The sequence below is a fragment of the Mesorhizobium erdmanii USDA 3471 genome, assembly GCF_000472705.1.
Lineage (GTDB): Bacteria > Pseudomonadota > Alphaproteobacteria > Rhizobiales > Rhizobiaceae > Mesorhizobium > Mesorhizobium erdmanii.
In genome coordinates, this window is the sequence record NZ_AXAE01000040.1 from 18,557 (window position 1) to 35,134 (window position 16,578).

The following is a 16,578-nucleotide window of genomic DNA, read 5'->3' on the forward strand; positions in this document are numbered from 1 at the left end:
ACAAGCATGCAAGGGGTAGCACGGAATTTCTTTACACTGGCCATCATCTACGCGCTGTGCGGCATGGCGCTCGGCATCCACATGGCTATGAGCGAAGACCACGGCCAGATGCCGACTCACGCCCACACCATGGTGGCCGGCTGGCTGATGTCGGCGGTCTTTGCCTTCTTCTATCATCTGTTTCCGGCCGTCGGGCAAAAGATGATCGCCGTCGTTCATTTCTGGCTGACGGCGATCAGCGGGATCGGGCTTATGATCGGCCTCTACGTGCTGCTTGCCGGCCATCCGGCAATCGAGCCGCTGCTGGGAATTGCTTCGATCGGCTTCTATGCAGGCATGCTGCTGTTTGCCTTCATCGCCCTGCCGGTGGTCTGGAAAAAGGCCTGACCCGGGTGCCGAGAGGGCTCCTGGGACTGTGCTGTTACGGCACAGGAATCGGGCGTTCGGCTAAAAAACATCGGTGCCGTTAAAGGTTCATTAAGCTTTACAGGTGTTTACTATGCGCATCCAGTGATCTGGATTCTTACCGAGTGGTTGGAGCCACTTTGTTTGACGCCTCCCTGTTAAACTCCTGAGAGCCGCCTTATCCGCGGCTCTTTTTTTGTCCGCATTCCGGTGGCAAGCCGGGCGCCGGTCCGCTGTTAACCTTCTGTTAAACATGTGCTTGCCTTCACCCCCGGCGAGGCGCATTTTCGAGCTTCAGTCATATAGGGTGCCGGGTGTATCGGCAGTGAGCCGAATCGGCCGGTTGCAAGTGCAGGGGCGTATCAATGAACGAGCCTTCGAAGGGCAGTGCGAAAACCGTCAAGCTGGCGGAGCGTCGGGTTTTTTCGCACTCCTTCAAACCGCTTTACCAGGAGGGTATGGGGCTGGTCGAACAGGCGGCTGAATATCTCGACGGCAAGGGTCGCGCCGAGGCCAAGAAACTGTCGCGGCTGGCAGCCACGCTCTACGCGGCCGAATCGATGCGGCTGACGACCAGGCTGATGCAGGTTGCTTCCTGGCTGCTTTTGCAGCGCGCGGCCAATTCCGGCGAGATGACCCGCGACCAGGTGGCGTCGGAAAAGTCCAAGGTGCGCCTCGACACAGCGTCCGCGCATGACGAAGCCGCCGGCTGGGCCGAGTTGCCCGAGGATTTCCTCGACCTCGTCAACCGCTCGCTGCGCCTGCAGGCGCTGGTGCGTCGCATGGACGACGAGATCTACGGTGCCGGCGCCGTGGTCGACATGCAGCCCGTGAGCCGCCGGCTCAATCCGGTCTCCGACCAGATCAGCCTGCTGAATACCGCGTTCGCCCGCAATTAGGCAGCTTCGGAATATTCCGTCCCGATAGGCTGCCGTTTCCGGTTTGTTCACATTTCGCTGGCATCGCTGTCCGCCCAGGGGGTAGGGTGACAGGATGGGGGACACGATTCGCATCATTGGCATCGATCCGGGGCTCAGGCGCACCGGCTGGGGCATCGTCGAAAGCCTCGGCAATTCCTTGCGCTTCGTCGCGTCCGGCACCGTACGTTCCGAAGACAAGGCGGCGCTGGCAACGCGGCTGTGCCAATTGCATGATGGGCTTGCCGAAGTCCTGCATGCGGCAATGCCGCATGAGGCCGCCGTCGAGCAGACCTTCGTCAACAAGGATGCGGTAGCGACGCTGAAGCTCGGCCAGGCGCGCGGCATCGCGATGCTGGTGCCGGCGCGCGCCGGCCTGGTCGTCGCCGAATACGCGCCCAACGCGGTGAAGAAGGCCGTCATCGGCGTTGGCCATGGCGACAAGAAACAGATCCACATGATGGTGAAGGTGCTGCTGCCAAAAGCCATTTTCGATACCGAACATGCCGCCGATGCGCTGGCCATCGCGATCTGCCATGCGCATCACCGGCAGAGCGCTGCCTATCGGATGGCGGCATTGGCGTCATGAGGGGCTGTCGGAAATGATCGGCAAACTCAAGGGTACGCTCGACGAGATCGACGAGGATCACTGCCTCGTCGATATCCACGGCGTCGGTTATGTCGCCTATTGCTCGGCGCGCACGCTGGCCGCACTCCCTTCACCCGGCGAGGCGGTGGTGCTGTTCATCGAGACCTATGTGCGCGAGGACATGATCCGGCTCTACGGGTTCCAGTCGGCGCTGGAGCGTGAATGGTTCCGGCTGTTGATGAGCAATGTGCAGGGAGTCGGCGCCAAGGTGGCGCTGGCCATCCTGTCGACGCTGGCGCCGGCCGACCTCGCCAATGCGATAGCGCTGCGCGACATCGCCATGGTCTCGCGCGCGCCGGGCGTCGGCAAGAAAGTGGCCGAGCGCATCGTCACCGAGTTGAAGAACAAGGCGCCGGCCTATGCGGGTTCGGCCTCCGGTACGATCGGGCTGAAGCAGGAGCTTGGCGAAGGCGTGGCAGCCGCGCCGATCACCGACGCCGTCTCGGCGCTGGTCAATCTCGGCTATTCACGCGATACCGCCGCCAATGCGGTTGCGGCGGCGCTGAAGACGGCGGGCGAGGACGCGGATGCCTCGAAGCTGATCCGCTTCGGGTTGAAGGAACTGGCGCGGTGAGGGCTCGCTTGCCCGGTTCCTTGCCATATGCAAGGAAGACAGCATGAGCCTGTCGCCCCGCCTCATTGCTCCCGAAAAACGCGGCGAGGATGCCGAGCAGACCTTGCGGCCGCAGACGCTCGACGATTTCGTCGGCCAGGCGGCGGTGCGGGCCAATCTCAAAGTGTTCATCGAGGCCGCCAATGGCCGCAACGAGGCGCTCGACCATGTGCTGTTCGTCGGGCCGCCGGGGCTGGGCAAGACGACGCTGGCGCAGATCATGGCGCGTGAACTCGGCGTCAATTTCCGCTCGACCTCAGGCCCGGTCATCGCCAAGGCCGGCGACCTCGCCGCACTGCTCACCAATCTCGAAGAAGGCGATGTGCTGTTCATCGACGAGATTCACCGGTTGAGCCCGGCGGTGGAGGAAATCCTCTATCCGGCGATGGAGGATTTCCAGCTCGACCTGATCATCGGCGAGGGACCGGCGGCGCGTTCGGTCAAGATCGATCTTGCGCGCTTTACCCTCGTCGCCGCCACCACGCGGCTTGGCCTGCTCACCAATCCGCTGCGAGACCGTTTCGGCATTCCCGTGCGGCTCAATTTCTACACCGTCGAGGAACTGGAGCAGATCGTGCGCCGCGGCGCCCGCATCCTGCAAATGCCGCTCGGCGACGACGGCGCGCTGGAGATCGCGCGGCGCGCGCGCGGTACGCCGCGCATCGCCGGCCGGCTGTTGCGACGTGTGCGCGATTTCGCCTCGGTCGCGGGCGACGGCCATGTCAACCGCCAGGTCGCCGACGAGGCACTTACCCGGCTTGAGGTCGATGCGCTCGGCCTCGACGCGCTCGACCGCCGGTATCTTTCAATGATCGCGCGCAATTTCGGCGGCGGGCCGGTCGGCATCGAGACGATCGCCGCCGGCCTCTCGGAACCGCGTGACGCCATCGAGGACATCATCGAGCCCTATCTGATCCAGCAGGGGTTCATCCAGCGCACGCCGCGCGGCCGCATGCTGACGGCCAATGCCTGGCGCCATCTCGGCCTCGATGCGCCCAAGGACCTGGCGCAGCAGCAGATCAACCTGTTCCAGGAGGAATAGCCGCTGGAGCGATCAGGCGCGGGTTCCGAACCGGTGATCAAGCATCAGTGAACGGGCCTGCGCAAAATCTACTCGTCTTTGCCGATTTGCCGGCGCAATCGTGGACTTTATCGGCGCTGTCTCGTGGCATGCCGCCGCGATCCATGGGCCGGGGCCATAGAATGATAACCAGACGCGGGTTCCTGCGCTTTATCGGCGGGTCGTTCCTGACGGCCGCCGCGCTCGGCGCCTATGCGGTCGGCATCGAGCCGATGCTTTTGACGCATGTGAAGCGCTACGCATTGACGCCGCCGCACTGGCCCGATGGCCTGAAGCTGCGCGTCGTGGCCCTTGCCGACATTCATGCCTGCCGGCCCTGGATGACACCGGACCGGATTGCCGCGCTTGTCCAGGACGCGAATGCGCTGCAACCGGACGTGATCGTGCTGCTTGGCGATTATATCTCCGGCATGCCCATGGTGACGGGGCCGGTGACGCCATCGCAATGGGCATCGGCCCTGTCGGGCCTCAAGGCGCCGCTCGGCGTGCTGTCGATCCTCGGCAATCACGACTGGTGGCACGACGGCTTCGCGCAGCGGGCCGGAGCCGGCCCGACAATCGCGCGCAAGGCCTTGGAGAAGGTCGGCATCTCGGTGCTGGAGAACGATGTCGTGCGCCTTGAGAAGGATGGCCACGGCGTGTGGATCGCCGGGCTGGCCGACCAACAGGCCCTGCTGCCGACCGCGGAACGTCCCGGATTGACGGGGCTGGATGATCTCGACGGCACGCTGGCAAAGGTCGGCGACACCGCACCTGTCATCCTGCTCGCCCATGAGCCCGACATTTTCGCCACCGTGCCGCGGCGGGTCTCGCTGACCCTGTCCGGCCACACCCATGGCGGGCAGGTGCGGCTGTTCGGCTATTCGCCCGTCGTGCCGTCGCGCTACGGCAATCGTTACGCCTATGGCCATGTCGTCGAGAACGACCGTAATCTGATCGTCTCAGGCGGGCTCGGCTTCAGCATCATGCCGGTGCGTTTCGGCATGCGGCCGGAGATCCTGCAGATCGATCTCGGTTGATTGCTTCAGGGAAGCGAGCGGATCACGTCCATCACATCCGGCTCGGCCTTGTCGCCGTTGAAGGCATCGACGATACCGAAGGCGCCGCCATAGCTCCACACCGACCAGGAGAAGCCGTGCGCCTCGGCGCGCCCGATCATGTCCCTGACATAGGCAGCACGATACCGCGCCGGCATCACATAGGCATTGCCATATTCCTGGCGGATCATGCCGAATTCGGCGAGCGTGACGTTTTCGGACTTTATGCCGTTGGCCTTCGCCCACGCCTCGATCTTTTCGAACGGTGCATCCATGAGGCCGAGCAGCTTTTCGGGACTGTCCATGCTGGCGACCTGCTCGTCGAGATAGGCAAGCAGGCCGCTTTGCCGTGTCCACGGCGCCTCGGACTTGATGCGAGCGCGGATGGTGTCGAGCGTCACATCGAGCTGCGTCTTCGGCACCGAAGTCAACGGATAGGGCAAGCCGGTGACATAGGGGATGAAGTCGCCGGCCCAGGTCGCGCCCTGGTGGGTGAGCAGGAACGGATCATAGGAATGGAAAGTCCAGATGACGTTGTCATCGGGGATCGCCCTGGGATCAATCTTCTCCAGGGATGATGCGGCGGAATAGCAGGCGCCGGTCAGCACCAGCGTCAGTTTCGTCGCCGACGATCGCGCCGCGGCGAACAGTTTGCGCTGGCGGTCCGGCCACAGATTGGTGCCGTCGCTGTCGCAATCGACGATCGGTTCGTTCATCAATTCGAAGGCGACTTTTTCGGGATCCTCGGCGGCCAGGGTGCGGGCCATCTTGCGCACCATGTCGACATAAAGGTCGAAGGTCCGCGGATCGTCCATCACCTGTGCCATGCCGATCTTACGACTGCCGCCGGCCGGGATCAGATGCATGTCGACGACCACCTTCAGGCCGGCGCCGTTGACGATGCGCACCGAGTCCAGCACGCTGGCATAGAGATCGTCCCGGAACGCCATTGTTTGGTCGGACAGGAACGGCGAGGGGTCGACAGGCATGCGCAGAAAATCGAAGCCCGCTTCCTTGAGCGCCTTGAGATCATCCTGATTGAGGAATCTGCGCCATTCCGGATAGGGCAGGATGGCTTTGGCGTCGCCCCACTGGTCCTCGCCGGGCCAGGTGACCCACTGGTCGAGATTGAGGCCGCGTTTCATGGTAAAAGTCGCAGCCTGGCCAGGGAACGCCAGGGCCACCAGCACGAACAGCGCCGCCATCAAACTCTTGATCATCGCCGTCAACAGTGCCATCCGATGTCAGATCAGGATGCCGTTTGGGTTGCGCCGTCATCCTGATCTATTTCTGTCTGGAGCATGGTCTTTTCCAAAAAGCGGTTTCCACTTTTCGGGATCATGCTTCAGGTCACGCGCAAAACAGGTGCCTTGCCGCGACGGAAAAAGGAAGCGCAATGGGCGATCATGGTGAATCGGCGACGCTGCTGGCCGGGCTTTCCGGCGCGCTGACGGCGTTCGGCCATCGGCTGATGGCGCGCGTCTACTATGCCGATACCGATTTCTCGGGCGTCGTCTACCACGCGCGCTATCTCGAATTCCTTGAGCGCGGCCGTTCCGACTATCTCAGGCTCACCGGCGTCCATCACACGGAACTCGCCGACGGCAAGCATGGCGAGAGAATAGTCTGGGTGGTGCGCCGCATGGAGATCGACTTCCGCAGCCCGGCTCGCATCGACGACATCCTGACCGTCGACACCCGCACCGACGAGATTTCGGGGGCACGCATTTTCATGGCACAGCAGCTCAAGCGCGGCGACGAGGTGCTGGTCGAGGCAAGGGTCGAGGCGGCGATCATCGGCGAGAATGGCCGGCCGAGGCGTTTTCCCAAGGAATGGGTGGCGGCGTTCATGCCTCGGGTGGGCTGATATTCAGGTGATACCGGCCTCACCCAAATCTCAACCGGCCCTGGCGTCGCGCCTGGATGATTGCTTGCAGTGCCCTGGGCGCGGCAATGCGCCGCGCCTTATTTACTAACCCATCCTTAACCATAACGGTTCATGAAGAGATTGGTGAAGATCGGCGCTATCCAGCGCCTTCCTTTGACCAATATTTGCCCTGAAAAGGCCGCTAACGGCTCGGTTTGGGGTGTCCGGTAGCTTCGTGCGAACCGACCACAAGGGATGCCATGGGCCAGCCGCCAGCTTCGCCCGGAAAATCTTAAGGACGTAACGATGGAAAATATCGCACTCGCCGAACCGGGCGCGCAATTGTCGATTTGGGCCCTGTTCATGCAGGCCAGCTGGGTGGTCAAGCTGGTCATGATCGGCCTGCTCTGCGCCTCGGTGTGGACCTGGGCGATCATCATCGACAAGCTGGTTGCCTATGGCCGCATGCGGCTGGCGCTGAACCGCTTCGAACAGGTCTTCTGGTCCGGGCAGTCGCTGGAAGAGCTCTACCGCACGCTCGCCGATCGCAAGACGACAGGCATGGGCGCCATTTTCGTCGCCGCCATGCGCGAGTGGAAGAAGAGCTTCGAGAAGGGCGCCAAGACGCCGCTTGGGCTGCAGACCCGCATCGACAAGGCCATGGACCTGGCGCTGACCCGCGAGATGGAGAAGCTGGAGGGGCGTCTCGGCTTCCTTGCCACCACCGGTTCGGCCGCCCCCTTCATCGGCCTGTTCGGCACGGTCATCGGCATCATGACCTCGTTCCAGGCCATTGCCGGCTCAAAGAACACCAGCCTCGCGGTGGTTGCGCCCGGCATCGCCGAGGCGCTGCTGGCGACGGCCATCGGCCTGCTTGCCGCCATTCCGGCGGTCATCGCCTACAACAAGCTGTCATCGGATGCGAGCAAGATAGCCGTGCGCATGGAAGGGTTCTCCGACGAGTTCTCCGCCATACTCTCGCGCCAAATCGATGAAAAAGTCGCGCCGAAGGCCTGAGGGACGATCATGGGAATGTCTGTAGGCGTAGGTGGTGGACGTGGCGGCCGAGGTCATAGGCGGCGCGGGCGCCACCATGCGCTGATGTCGGAGATCAACGTCACGCCGATGGTCGACGTCATGCTGGTGCTCCTGATCATCTTCATGGTCGCCGCACCGATGCTGACGGTCGGCGTGCCCATCGACCTGCCGGATACGCAGGCCAAGGCGATGAACGCCGACACGCAGCCGATCACCGTTTCGATCGATGCGACGGGCAAGATCTTCCTCCAGGAAACCGAGATCCCGATGGACGAGCTGGTAGCCAAGCTGCAGGCGATTTCGAAGACCGGTTACGAGGAGCGCATCTTCATCCGTGGCGACAAGTCGACCGACTACGGCACCGCGATGAAGGTCATGGCCCGCATTTCGGCCGCTGGCTACAAGAATATCGGCCTGGTTTCACTGCAGGAACAGGATCAATAGACGCGAGATGAAGACCGGCCTCACCACATCGGTGATCTTGCACACGGCGGTGCTGGCCTTCGGCCTGTTCACACTGTCGGCGCCGGCTGCCCTCCCGTCCGCCAATGTCGAGTCGGTCGCGGTCGATATCGTGCCGATGGAGGCCATGGCGCAGACGTTGCAGGGCGACAAGAAGGCCGTAATGCATGAAAAGCCGGCGCCGTTGCCGACGCAGCGTCCCGACATCGTGCCGGCTTCGCAGAAGGTCGGCGAAAACAGCGTCGACACCGACAAGCCGATAACGCCGGAAGCCAAGCCGAAGCCCGTCGACATGACCTCGGCGCCGCCGCCCGCGCCGACGCCGAAGGAGAAGCCGTCGACAGAAGACGTGCCGAAGCCGCAGGAAAAGCCGAAGCCCATTCCGGCGACGGAAGTGGCGCCGGCGCCGGCACCCAAGCAAGAGGTCAAGCCTGAGCCGGTCAAGCAGACCGAGCCCAAGCCGACACCGGCCAAGCCGGCGCCGACCCCGCCGCCGCAGGACAAGACCGCCGCGATCGATCCGACGCCCGAGGTCAAGCCGGATGCCGTCGCCGAGGCCATAGCCAAGGATCCGCCGACCGAAGAAACGCAGCTGCCGAGCTCGGCGCCGGCGCCGGAAGCGCGGCCGAAGCCGCAACCGGCACAGGCCGAAAGCGCCAAGGCGCCGGATCGCAAGGATGCCGAGAAGCCAGTCAAGGAAGCCTCTTCCAAGCCGAAGTCCGACGACAAGCAGTTCAATGCGAACGAAATCTCGGCCCTGCTCGACAAGCAGAAGCCATCCGGCGGCGGCGCCAAGCGCTCGACGCAGCAGGCATCGCTCGGCGGTGAAAAGGATCAAGGTCAGAAGCTGTCAAAGTCTGAGCAAGGGGCGTTGGAGGATCAGCTCGGTCATTGCTGGACCCTTCCGGTCGGCCTCGAAGGATCCGAGGATTTCACTGTGGTCATCCGCTTCAACCTTGACGCCTCAGGCAAGCTGGAAGGCCGCCCGACTGTCGAAAAGTCCAGCGGCAACCCCCAATTCGACGCCAGCGCGGTTCGCGCCGTGCAGAAATGTGATGTTGCCGGATTGCAGGTTCCTGCGGGGAAGCAGGACATATGGTCCGACGTTCGCGTCAACTTCGATCCAAGAGCGATGCTTGGCCTTTAGCCTGAGCACCCAAAAATCAGCAAGAGAAGCGAGAAGACATGAAATCCATCCTCAAGCCGCTCCTGATGGTCGCCGCGATGGCGATGGGCATGAATGCTGTCGTCACCTTGCCTGCCCGAGCGACCCTCGAGCTCAACGTCAACAAGGGCAATGTCGAGCCGATGCCGATCGCCATTCCCGACTTCCAGGGAGGTCTTGGCGCGCAGATATCGGAGATCGTCACGGCCGACCTGAAGCGGTCAGGACTGTTTGCGCCGATCGACAAGGCCGCCTTTGTCGAAAAGATCACGAACCCCGACGCCGCGCCCCGTTATGAAGACTGGAAGGTCATAAACGCGCAGGCACTGGTGACCGGAAGCGTGAGCAAGGAAGCGGATGGCCGCATTCGCGCGCAGTACCGGCTGTGGGATATTTTTGGCAACACGCAGCTGGCCGGCGAGCAGTTCTTCGCCAACGACGCCAATCAACGCCGCGTTGCACACATCATCGCCGATGCGATCTATGAGAAGATCACTGGCGAAAAGGGCTATTTCGATACCCGTGTCGTGTTCATCGACGAGTCCGGCGCCAAGAATGCGCGCAAGAAGCGTTTGGCGATCATGGACCAGGACGGCGCCAACGTGCGCTATCTCTCGGACGGTCGTTCGATCGTGCTGACGCCGCGTTTCTCGCCGAACCGGCAGGAAATCACCTACATGTCCTATGAAAGCGGCCAGCCGCGGGTCTATCTGCTGCAGATCGAGACCGGGCAGCGTGAACTAGTCGGCAATTTCCCGGGCATGACATTCGCGCCGCGATTCTCGCCCGACGGCCAGAAGGTGATCATGAGCCTGCTGCGCGACGACGGCAATTCCAACATCTTCGCCATGGACCTGCGCAGCCGCTCGACGACGCGGCTGACCAACTCGACCGCCATCGACACCTCGCCCTCCTATTCGCCCGATGGCAGCAAGGTGGTGTTCACCTCCGACCGCGGCGGCCGCGCGCAGATTTATGTGATGGGCGCCGACGGCTCGGGCCAGACCCGTATCTCCTTCGGCGATGGCGTCTATTCGACGCCGGTGTGGTCGCCGCGCGGCGACCTCATCGCCTTCACCAAGCAGACCGGTGGCGAATTCCAGATCGGCGTCATGAAGACCGACGGTTCGGGCGAGCGCATCCTGTCTTCCGGCTTCCAGCAGGAGGGACCGACCTGGGCGCCGAACGGCCGTGTGCTGATGTTCTTCCGCGACTCCAATGGCGGCCCCAAGCTGGTCTCGGTCGATTTGACCGGCCGCAACGAGCAGCCGATCCCGACCGCGAATTTTGCTTCGGATCCGGCTTGGTCGCCGTTGCTGGAATAGGTTCGGCTGAATTGCCACACATGCTGAAAAGGGGCCGTTTCGGCCCCTTTTCCACGCCTTCGTCGCGTTTTGGCCGCATTTCCGCCTAGGGTCCGCGCCAACTGTGGCCTTGTATCAAGAGGTTGCGGACGGGCAGCCTAAACCAAATTTTAACCGTGTTTCTTGAAAGCCGGTTAACCCAAACGTGGTTACTGGGTGATCAACGAAATCACTCGAATACGATCACTCGAAATACGAAGGAGAGGCGGCATGGGCCGTATCGCAGCACTTACCAGAAACCCGGCCATGATCGCGCTGGTGGCAGCGCTTGCCATCACCGGCTGCGCCTCGAAGAAGACGCCGAACAGCGCCGCCGACCTTGGCCTCAATGGCGCCGGTGCCGCAACGCCCGGCTCGGCGCAGGATTTCACCGTCAACATCGGCGACCGCATCTTCTTCGACACGGACTCTACCTCGATCCGTGCCGACGCCCAGCAGACGCTTTCGCGCCAGGCGCAGTGGCTGAACAAGTACAAGCAGTACGCCATCGTCGTCGAAGGCCATGCCGACGAACGCGGCACGCGCGAATACAATCTGGCGCTCGGTGCCCGCCGCGCCGCCGCCACCCGCGACTTCCTGGTTTCGAAGGGTGTCGCCGGCGGCCGCCTGAAGACGATCTCCTACGGCAAGGAGCGTCCGGTCGCGGTGTGCGACGACATCTCCTGCTGGTCGCAGAACCGCCGCGCGGTCACCACGCTGAGCGGCGCCGGTTCCTGAGTTGCCACGCGTCGGAAGACGCGGGCGCGCCGACTGGCAAAAATGCAACACAGCTTTGCGAAAGGCGGCCTCCGGGCCGCCTTTTTCATATCGTGGCACCCGAAACAAAATTTGGCCGAAGTCTCGCGCCCTGCTATGAGCCGAGGGGCGCTTGGCTGGTCCCACTCTGGTTGGAAGGCGCGAAACAGACCAACGACACACGGCGAGAGGCACATGCATTTGAGATCGGTTCTGAGCGGCACGCTTGCGGCGCTGCTCCTATCAGGCTTCACCGCCCTGGCTAGCGGCTCGGGGGCTGGCGGCACAGGACAATCGACCGACAGCGGCTTTTCCTTCCATCTCCCCAGCATCGAATTGCCCGGCATTTTCGGGGAAAAGAAAAAGCCCAACCAGGTTCAGATGGTGCAGTCCGACGCTACCGCCGTCACCAGCCTGGAAGACCAGCTGCGGCAGATGAACGGCAAGATCGAGGAACTCAATTTCCAGGTCCTGCAGATGCAGGAGCAGATCCGCAAACAGCAGGAGGACAACGAGTTCCGCTTCCAGCAGCTCGAGGGCGGCTCACACGGTGGATCGCAGGGCGGACAGGCACCGGCGGCGCCGAAGAAGAAGTCCGACGCAACCACCGACACCAACACCGCCGTGGCCGCGGCCCCGGCAAGCCAGGCGCCGGCTGATGCCGGTGCCGCTGCCGGCAGCGATCAGTCGACCGGCGGCAAGACCGTCGAGGACGTCATCGTCGAATCACCTGATGGCGATCCCGGCAAGGTGATCCCCGGCACCGGAGCGCCGGAGAAGACCTTTGGTTCCATCACCGTGGACAAGAACGGCAATGTCATCGACGCCGGCGGCAGCACCCAGTCGACCGCGCCGATGCAAGATGCCGCGCCGGCCACCGGCGCTCCGGCCAAGGCCGGCAAGTCCAATGGCACAATCGTCGCGGCGCTGCCCTCCACCAAGGATCCGGAAGAGCTTTACCGCAATTCCTATCAGTTCATTCTGTCGGGCGATTACGGCACGGCCGAACAGGGTTTTCGCGATCATATCTCGCGCTTCCCCCGCGATGCGAAGACGGCGGATGCGCATTACTGGCTGGGTGAATCGCTGCTTGGCCAGCAGAAATACCGCGACGCGGCCGAAGTCTTCCTCGCCGCCAGCAAGGACTACCCGAAGGCCAAGAAGGCGCCCGACATGCTCCTGAAGCTCGGCGTCTCGCTGGTCGGCCTCAAGCAACACGACGTCGCCTGCGCCACCTTCAGCGAAGTCGGCAAGCGCTACCCCGATATCTCCAATGCACTCAAGGAACGCGTCAAGCAGGAGAAGGCCCTGGCTGCCTGCTAGAGCGGTTCAACTTTTGATGGAAACGCGGAACCGCTCTAACTCTTTGTTTTTACGCAATTCCGGACGGAAAACCGTTACGCACTTTTTCTGGAATTGCTCTAATGCTCGCGACTGAGCCCGATCTTTCGACCAGACTTTTCTCGCATATCGATTTTACCCACGGCTCCGTTGCGGCTGTGTCCGGCGGCAGCGACTCGACCGCCCTGCTTCTTCTTCTCAAACATCATCTCGATCAAACCGCGCCGTCCGCCAAGCTGCTCGCTGTCACGGTCGACCACGGCTTGCGGCAGGCCTCGGCAAGCGAGGCACAAGCGGTGGCGAAGCTGTGCGCGGAGCGCGGTATCGCCCACCGCATCATGGTCTGGACCGGAGGAAAGCCATCGACCGGCCTGCCGGCGGCAGCGCGGGTAGCACGCTACCGGCTGCTGGCCGAGGCGGCGCGCGCGGAAGGTATCGGCCTGATCCTGACCGGGCATACATCGGACGACCAGGCCGAGACGGTGCTGATGCGGAGCGCGCGCAATGAGGGCCGGGAGTCTGCCGAAATGGCAGGCCGTGGGCTTGCCGGCATGGCACCGGCCACCGTCCATGACTGGAGCGAGTGGATCGTTCGCCCGCTCCTGGGCACGCGGCGCGCAGCGCTTCGCGATTTCCTGCGGGACCAGCATGTCGGCTGGGCCGATGATCCGACAAACATCGACGAGGCCTTCGAGCGGCCGCGCGTGCGCGCCGCGCTTGACGGCGAAGGTGCCGAGCATATGCAAGATGTGCTGCGGCTTGCTGGCCAGGCCGCCGTGGAGCGCAGGCAGCTTGGCGCCGCCGCCGCCGATCTGGTCCGTCGCTTCGCCCGCCAGCCGGCCACGGGCCTCATGCGGCTCGATCCCGCCCTGCTCACGGCGCATGAGGATCGGGCGGCCATCTATGCGTTGCGCATCCTGCTGGCCACCGCCGGGGGCGTTGCCTTTCTCCCCGACCAGGCGCGCAGCGAGGCGCTGTTCGATCGGTTGAGGGCCGGATTTCTTTGCGCCACATTGTCGCGGACCGTGGTCGATTTCCGGCGTGCCGGCATCTTCCTGCGTCGCGAAGCGCGGGGTCTGCCGCCCGCCGCCGCGGCCGTCGACCACATGGTCTGGGATGGCCGCCGCTGCATCACTTTGAACGACAGTTCGGACGCATTGTTGATCGCCCCGCTTGGCGCGGTAGCGGCGAAGCGCCTGGCGATCGACGACGGACAAACCCCGGCAAGCCTGATGCACGCCGCCCTGGCCGGCGAACCGACATCCCGGCAAGCCTTTGAGAACACGGGTTTGCCACCGGGAGAGCCAGGGCCGCCACCGTTTGCGGTGCGGCCGGTCGTGTCGCCGTTTTCCCGCTTTCTGCCGTCCTTTGACCTGGCGCCGGCGCGGGCCGTCGCCGAACTGATCGGCGCGTCACCGCTTCCCGCTTCGCCCTTCAGCGGCCACAGTGCCGGCTGATCATGGTCGAAAGCTTAACCCAGACATGCTGTTCTGCTTGGCAAGGGGAGACGCTCTCCCTATGTTAGGCCCAAGTTTCCTCTCATGATGCCGTCCGTCCGCGGGCGCCAACGGGACAATTGATGAATCCGAACTATCGCAACCTCGCGCTCTGGGCGATCATAGCGGTCCTGCTCATCGCTCTCTTCAATCTGTTCCAGACGCCGCAGACGCGCGGGGCTTCGAGCGACGTGCCCTATTCGCAGTTCCTGCAGGACGTGGCGTCCGGCCGGGTCAAGACGGTGACCATTGCGGGCGCCCGCATCACCGGCACCTACACCGACAATTCCACTGGCTTCCAGACCTATTCGCCTGGCGATCCGCAGCTGGTCTCGCGGCTGCAGGACAAGAATGTCACCATCAATGCGCGGCCTGAGACCGACGGTTCCAATTCGCTGTTTGGCTATTTGATCTCCTGGCTGCCGATGATCCTCATCCTCGGCGTCTGGATATTCTTCATGCGCCAGATGCAGTCCGGATCCGGGCGCGCCATGGGTTTTGGAAAGTCGAAGGCCAAGCTTCTGACCGAGGCGCATGGCCGTGTCACCTTCCAGGATGTCGCCGGCGTCGATGAAGCCAAGGAAGACCTCGAAGAGATCGTCGAATTCCTGCGCGATCCGCAGAAGTTCCAGCGGCTCGGCGGCAAGATTCCGCGCGGCGTGCTTTTGGTCGGCCCTCCCGGCACCGGCAAGACGCTGCTTGCCCGCTCGGTCGCCGGCGAAGCCAACGTGCCGTTCTTCACCATTTCGGGTTCGGACTTCGTCGAGATGTTCGTCGGCGTCGGTGCATCGCGTGTGCGTGACATGTTCGACCAGGCCAAGAAGAATGCGCCCTGCATCATCTTCATCGACGAAATCGACGCCGTCGGTCGCCATCGCGGCGCCGGCCTTGGCGGCGGCAATGACGAGCGCGAGCAGACGCTGAACCAGCTGCTGGTGGAGATGGACGGTTTCGAATCCAACGAAAGCATCATCCTGATCGCCGCCACCAACCGTCCCGACGTGCTCGATCCGGCGCTGTTGCGTCCAGGCCGTTTCGACCGTCAGGTGGTGGTGCCGAACCCCGACATCGTCGGCCGCGAGAAGATCCTCAAGGTGCATGTACGCAACGTGCCTCTGGCGCCGAACGTCGACCTCAAGGTCGTGGCGCGCGGCACACCCGGTTTCTCCGGTGCCGATCTGATGAACCTGGTCAACGAATCCGCGCTGATGGCGGCGCGGCGCAACAAGCGCCTCGTCACCATGGCCGAGTTCGAGGATGCCAAGGACAAGATCATGATGGGTGCTGAGCGGCGCTCGTCGGCCATGACCCAGGCCGAGAAGGAGCTGACCGCCTATCACGAGGCCGGGCACGCCATCCTGGCGCTCAACGTGCCGTCGGCCGATCCGCTGCACAAGGCCACCATCATCCCGCGCGGCAGGGCGCTCGGCATGGTCATGCAGTTGCCGGAAGGCGACCGCTATTCGATGAGCTACAAATACATGATCTCGCGTCTCGCCATCATGATGGGCGGCCGCGTCGCCGAGGAGTTCAAGTTCGGCAAAGAGAACATCACCTCGGGCGCTTCCTCCGACATCGAGCAGGCGACCAAGCTGGCGCGCGCCATGGTTACGCGCTGGGGCTTCTCCGACAAGCTCGGCCATGTCGCCTATGGCGACAATCAGGAAGAGGTGTTCCTCGGCCATTCGGTGGCGCGCACGCAGAACATCTCGGAAGAGACCGCGCAGATCATCGACGCCGAAGTGCGCCGCCTGATCGACGAGGCCTATTCGACGGCGAAATCCATCCTGACCAAGAAGAAAAAGGAATGGATCGCGCTGGCGCAGGGTCTGCTCGAATACGAGACGCTGTCGGGCGACGAGATCAAGCAGCTGATCGCTGGTGAAAAGCCCGCGCGCGACCTCGGCGACGACACCCCTCCGAGCCGCGGCTCGGCCGTGCCGAAATCAGGCCGCCGCAAGAAGGGTCCCGAGCCCGAAGGCGGCATGGAGCCGCAGCCATCGAGCTGAGCAGGAGATGATAGAGTTCAACAAACGCTGCGGCTTTGTCCGCAGCGTTTTTGTTTGTGGGGAGCATCGCCGGTGGTTCGCCCAGCCAAGGGTTGACCAATTGTTGAAGTCGGCGCCGCCCCTCATTGCCCTGCCGGTGTCCAGCCGATAGATGGGTACCAGTTTGAACCGGATACATGGGTAACAGTTCTCCCCCTTATGATGGGTTCGCCGCCGCGCCAGGCGGTTTGGTTGGTGTGGCGCTTCGGCGAACCAGTTTCATGTGCTTGTGGTCGATGAAGCCGAGCGGATGGGCATAGAAGCGCATCGCCCATTCGCCGTTCTCAGTCTCTTCGATGGCAATCGGCTCGCCTGCCAGCGTGGCCGAGACGTAGATTTCGGCGCCCTGCCATTTGACGG

At 63.2% G+C, this 16,578-nt stretch carries 16 protein-coding genes and 1 pseudogene; 15 read left to right on the top strand and 2 right to left on the bottom strand.

Going from position 1 to position 16,578, the window contains the following annotated elements; all coding sequences use genetic code 11:
* Positions 1-6: 6 nt before the first annotated feature.
* The 6 genes from A3AU_RS0126320 (at position 7) to A3AU_RS0126345 (ending at position 4,684) form a co-directional block, all read left to right on the top strand.
* Complete coding sequence (locus A3AU_RS0126320; protein WP_027055542.1) at positions 7-387, top strand: hypothetical protein; 381 nt, start codon at positions 7-9, stop codon at positions 385-387.
* A 383-nt stretch (positions 388-770) separates the two neighbouring features.
* A complete protein-coding gene (rcdA, locus tag A3AU_RS0126325; RefSeq protein WP_027055543.1) occupies positions 771-1,304 on the top strand; it encodes a protease adaptor protein RcdA in 534 nt (177 codons plus the stop codon).
* Positions 1,305-1,398: 94 nt separating this feature from the next.
* On the top strand, positions 1,399-1,911 hold the full coding sequence (gene ruvC / locus A3AU_RS0126330; RefSeq protein WP_027055544.1) for a crossover junction endodeoxyribonuclease RuvC: 513 nt from the start codon (positions 1,399-1,401) through the stop codon (positions 1,909-1,911).
* A gap of 13 nt (positions 1,912-1,924) precedes the next feature.
* Complete coding sequence (gene ruvA / locus A3AU_RS0126335; RefSeq protein ID WP_027055545.1) at positions 1,925-2,545, top strand: Holliday junction branch migration protein RuvA; 621 nt, start codon at positions 1,925-1,927, stop codon at positions 2,543-2,545.
* Between the two features lie 43 nt (positions 2,546-2,588).
* Entirely contained in the window at positions 2,589-3,626 is a 1,038-nt protein-coding gene (gene ruvB, locus A3AU_RS0126340) for a Holliday junction branch migration DNA helicase RuvB (protein WP_027055546.1), read from the top strand.
* A 161-nt stretch (positions 3,627-3,787) separates the two neighbouring features.
* Positions 3,788-4,684 carry a metallophosphoesterase gene (locus A3AU_RS0126345; RefSeq protein WP_027055547.1) on the top strand — a complete coding sequence of 299 codons (897 nt, stop codon included), beginning with the start codon at positions 3,788-3,790 and terminating at the stop codon, positions 4,682-4,684.
* 5 nt (positions 4,685-4,689) lie between these two features.
* Here the strand turns inward: A3AU_RS0126345 and A3AU_RS0126350 are convergent, their stop codons facing one another.
* Positions 4,690-5,940, bottom strand: coding sequence for a glycoside hydrolase family 5 protein (locus tag A3AU_RS0126350; RefSeq protein WP_027055548.1), 1,251 nt, complete (start codon positions 5,938-5,940; stop codon positions 4,690-4,692).
* Positions 5,941-6,098: 158 nt separating this feature from the next.
* Here A3AU_RS0126350 and ybgC point away from each other — a divergent pair, with 158 nt between their 5' ends.
* From ybgC to ftsH, 9 genes are all read left to right on the top strand, one after another.
* Entirely contained in the window at positions 6,099-6,569 is a 471-nt protein-coding gene (gene ybgC / locus A3AU_RS0126355) for a tol-pal system-associated acyl-CoA thioesterase (RefSeq protein ID WP_027055549.1), read from the top strand.
* A 306-nt stretch (positions 6,570-6,875) separates the two neighbouring features.
* Positions 6,876-7,586 (top strand): protein TolQ, encoded by a 711-nt coding sequence (tolQ, locus tag A3AU_RS0126360; protein WP_027055550.1) that lies wholly within the window; start codon positions 6,876-6,878, stop codon positions 7,584-7,586.
* Between the two features lie 9 nt (positions 7,587-7,595).
* The gene (tolR, locus tag A3AU_RS0126365; protein WP_027055551.1) at positions 7,596-8,051 is read left to right on the top strand and encodes a protein TolR; all 456 of its coding nucleotides are present in this window, start codon (positions 7,596-7,598) and stop codon (positions 8,049-8,051) included.
* 7 nt (positions 8,052-8,058) lie between these two features.
* Entirely contained in the window at positions 8,059-9,216 is a 1,158-nt protein-coding gene (locus tag A3AU_RS0126370; RefSeq protein WP_027055552.1) for an energy transducer TonB family protein, read from the top strand.
* Positions 9,217-9,254: 38 nt separating this feature from the next.
* Positions 9,255-10,559 carry a Tol-Pal system beta propeller repeat protein TolB gene (gene tolB / locus A3AU_RS0126375; protein WP_027055553.1) on the top strand — a complete coding sequence of 435 codons (1,305 nt, stop codon included), beginning with the start codon at positions 9,255-9,257 and terminating at the stop codon, positions 10,557-10,559.
* A gap of 249 nt (positions 10,560-10,808) precedes the next feature.
* Positions 10,809-11,315: a peptidoglycan-associated lipoprotein Pal gene (gene pal / locus A3AU_RS0126380; RefSeq protein WP_027055554.1), complete on the top strand. Its 507-nt coding sequence runs from the start codon at positions 10,809-10,811 to the stop codon at positions 11,313-11,315.
* A 213-nt stretch (positions 11,316-11,528) separates the two neighbouring features.
* Positions 11,529-12,656 (top strand): tol-pal system protein YbgF, encoded by a 1,128-nt coding sequence (ybgF, locus tag A3AU_RS0126385; protein ID WP_027055555.1) that lies wholly within the window; start codon positions 11,529-11,531, stop codon positions 12,654-12,656.
* A gap of 101 nt (positions 12,657-12,757) precedes the next feature.
* Positions 12,758-14,131, top strand: a complete 1,374-nt coding sequence (gene tilS, locus A3AU_RS0126390) for a tRNA lysidine(34) synthetase TilS (protein WP_027055556.1) — start codon at positions 12,758-12,760, stop codon at positions 14,129-14,131.
* 122 nt (positions 14,132-14,253) lie between these two features.
* A complete protein-coding gene (ftsH, locus tag A3AU_RS0126395; protein WP_027055557.1) occupies positions 14,254-16,179 on the top strand; it encodes an ATP-dependent zinc metalloprotease FtsH in 1,926 nt (641 codons plus the stop codon).
* 196 nt (positions 16,180-16,375) lie between these two features.
* Here the strand turns inward: ftsH and A3AU_RS0126400 are convergent.
* Positions 16,376-16,578, bottom strand: a pseudogene (locus tag A3AU_RS0126400) (integrase); the annotation flags it as partial.

Excerpts from the sequence above, each read along its gene's own strand:
- pal (WP_027055554.1), top strand. The coding sequence starts at position 10,809 with ATGGGCCGTATCGCAGCACTTACCAGAAACCCGGCCATGATCGCGCTG.
- ruvB (WP_027055546.1), top strand. The coding sequence starts at position 2,589 with ATGAGCCTGTCGCCCCGCCTCATTGCTCCCGAAAAACGCGGCGAGGAT.
- ruvA (WP_027055545.1), top strand. The coding sequence starts at position 1,925 with ATGATCGGCAAACTCAAGGGTACGCTCGACGAGATCGACGAGGATCAC.
- tolQ (WP_027055550.1), top strand. The coding sequence starts at position 6,876 with ATGGAAAATATCGCACTCGCCGAACCGGGCGCGCAATTGTCGATTTGG.
- tolR (WP_027055551.1), top strand. The coding sequence starts at position 7,596 with ATGGGAATGTCTGTAGGCGTAGGTGGTGGACGTGGCGGCCGAGGTCAT.
- ruvC (WP_027055544.1), top strand. The coding sequence starts at position 1,399 with ATGGGGGACACGATTCGCATCATTGGCATCGATCCGGGGCTCAGGCGC.
- A3AU_RS0126350 (WP_027055548.1), bottom strand. The coding sequence starts at position 5,940 with ATGGCACTGTTGACGGCGATGATCAAGAGTTTGATGGCGGCGCTGTTC.
- tilS (WP_027055556.1), top strand. The coding sequence starts at position 12,758 with ATGCTCGCGACTGAGCCCGATCTTTCGACCAGACTTTTCTCGCATATC.
- rcdA (WP_027055543.1), top strand. The coding sequence starts at position 771 with ATGAACGAGCCTTCGAAGGGCAGTGCGAAAACCGTCAAGCTGGCGGAG.
- ftsH (WP_027055557.1), top strand. The coding sequence starts at position 14,254 with ATGAATCCGAACTATCGCAACCTCGCGCTCTGGGCGATCATAGCGGTC.
- ybgC (WP_027055549.1), top strand. The coding sequence starts at position 6,099 with ATGGGCGATCATGGTGAATCGGCGACGCTGCTGGCCGGGCTTTCCGGC.
- ybgF (WP_027055555.1), top strand. The coding sequence starts at position 11,529 with ATGCATTTGAGATCGGTTCTGAGCGGCACGCTTGCGGCGCTGCTCCTA.
- A3AU_RS0126370 (WP_027055552.1), top strand. The coding sequence starts at position 8,059 with ATGAAGACCGGCCTCACCACATCGGTGATCTTGCACACGGCGGTGCTG.
- A3AU_RS0126345 (WP_027055547.1), top strand. The coding sequence starts at position 3,788 with ATGATAACCAGACGCGGGTTCCTGCGCTTTATCGGCGGGTCGTTCCTG.
- tolB (WP_027055553.1), top strand. The coding sequence starts at position 9,255 with ATGAAATCCATCCTCAAGCCGCTCCTGATGGTCGCCGCGATGGCGATG.
- A3AU_RS0126320 (WP_027055542.1), top strand. The coding sequence starts at position 7 with ATGCAAGGGGTAGCACGGAATTTCTTTACACTGGCCATCATCTACGCG.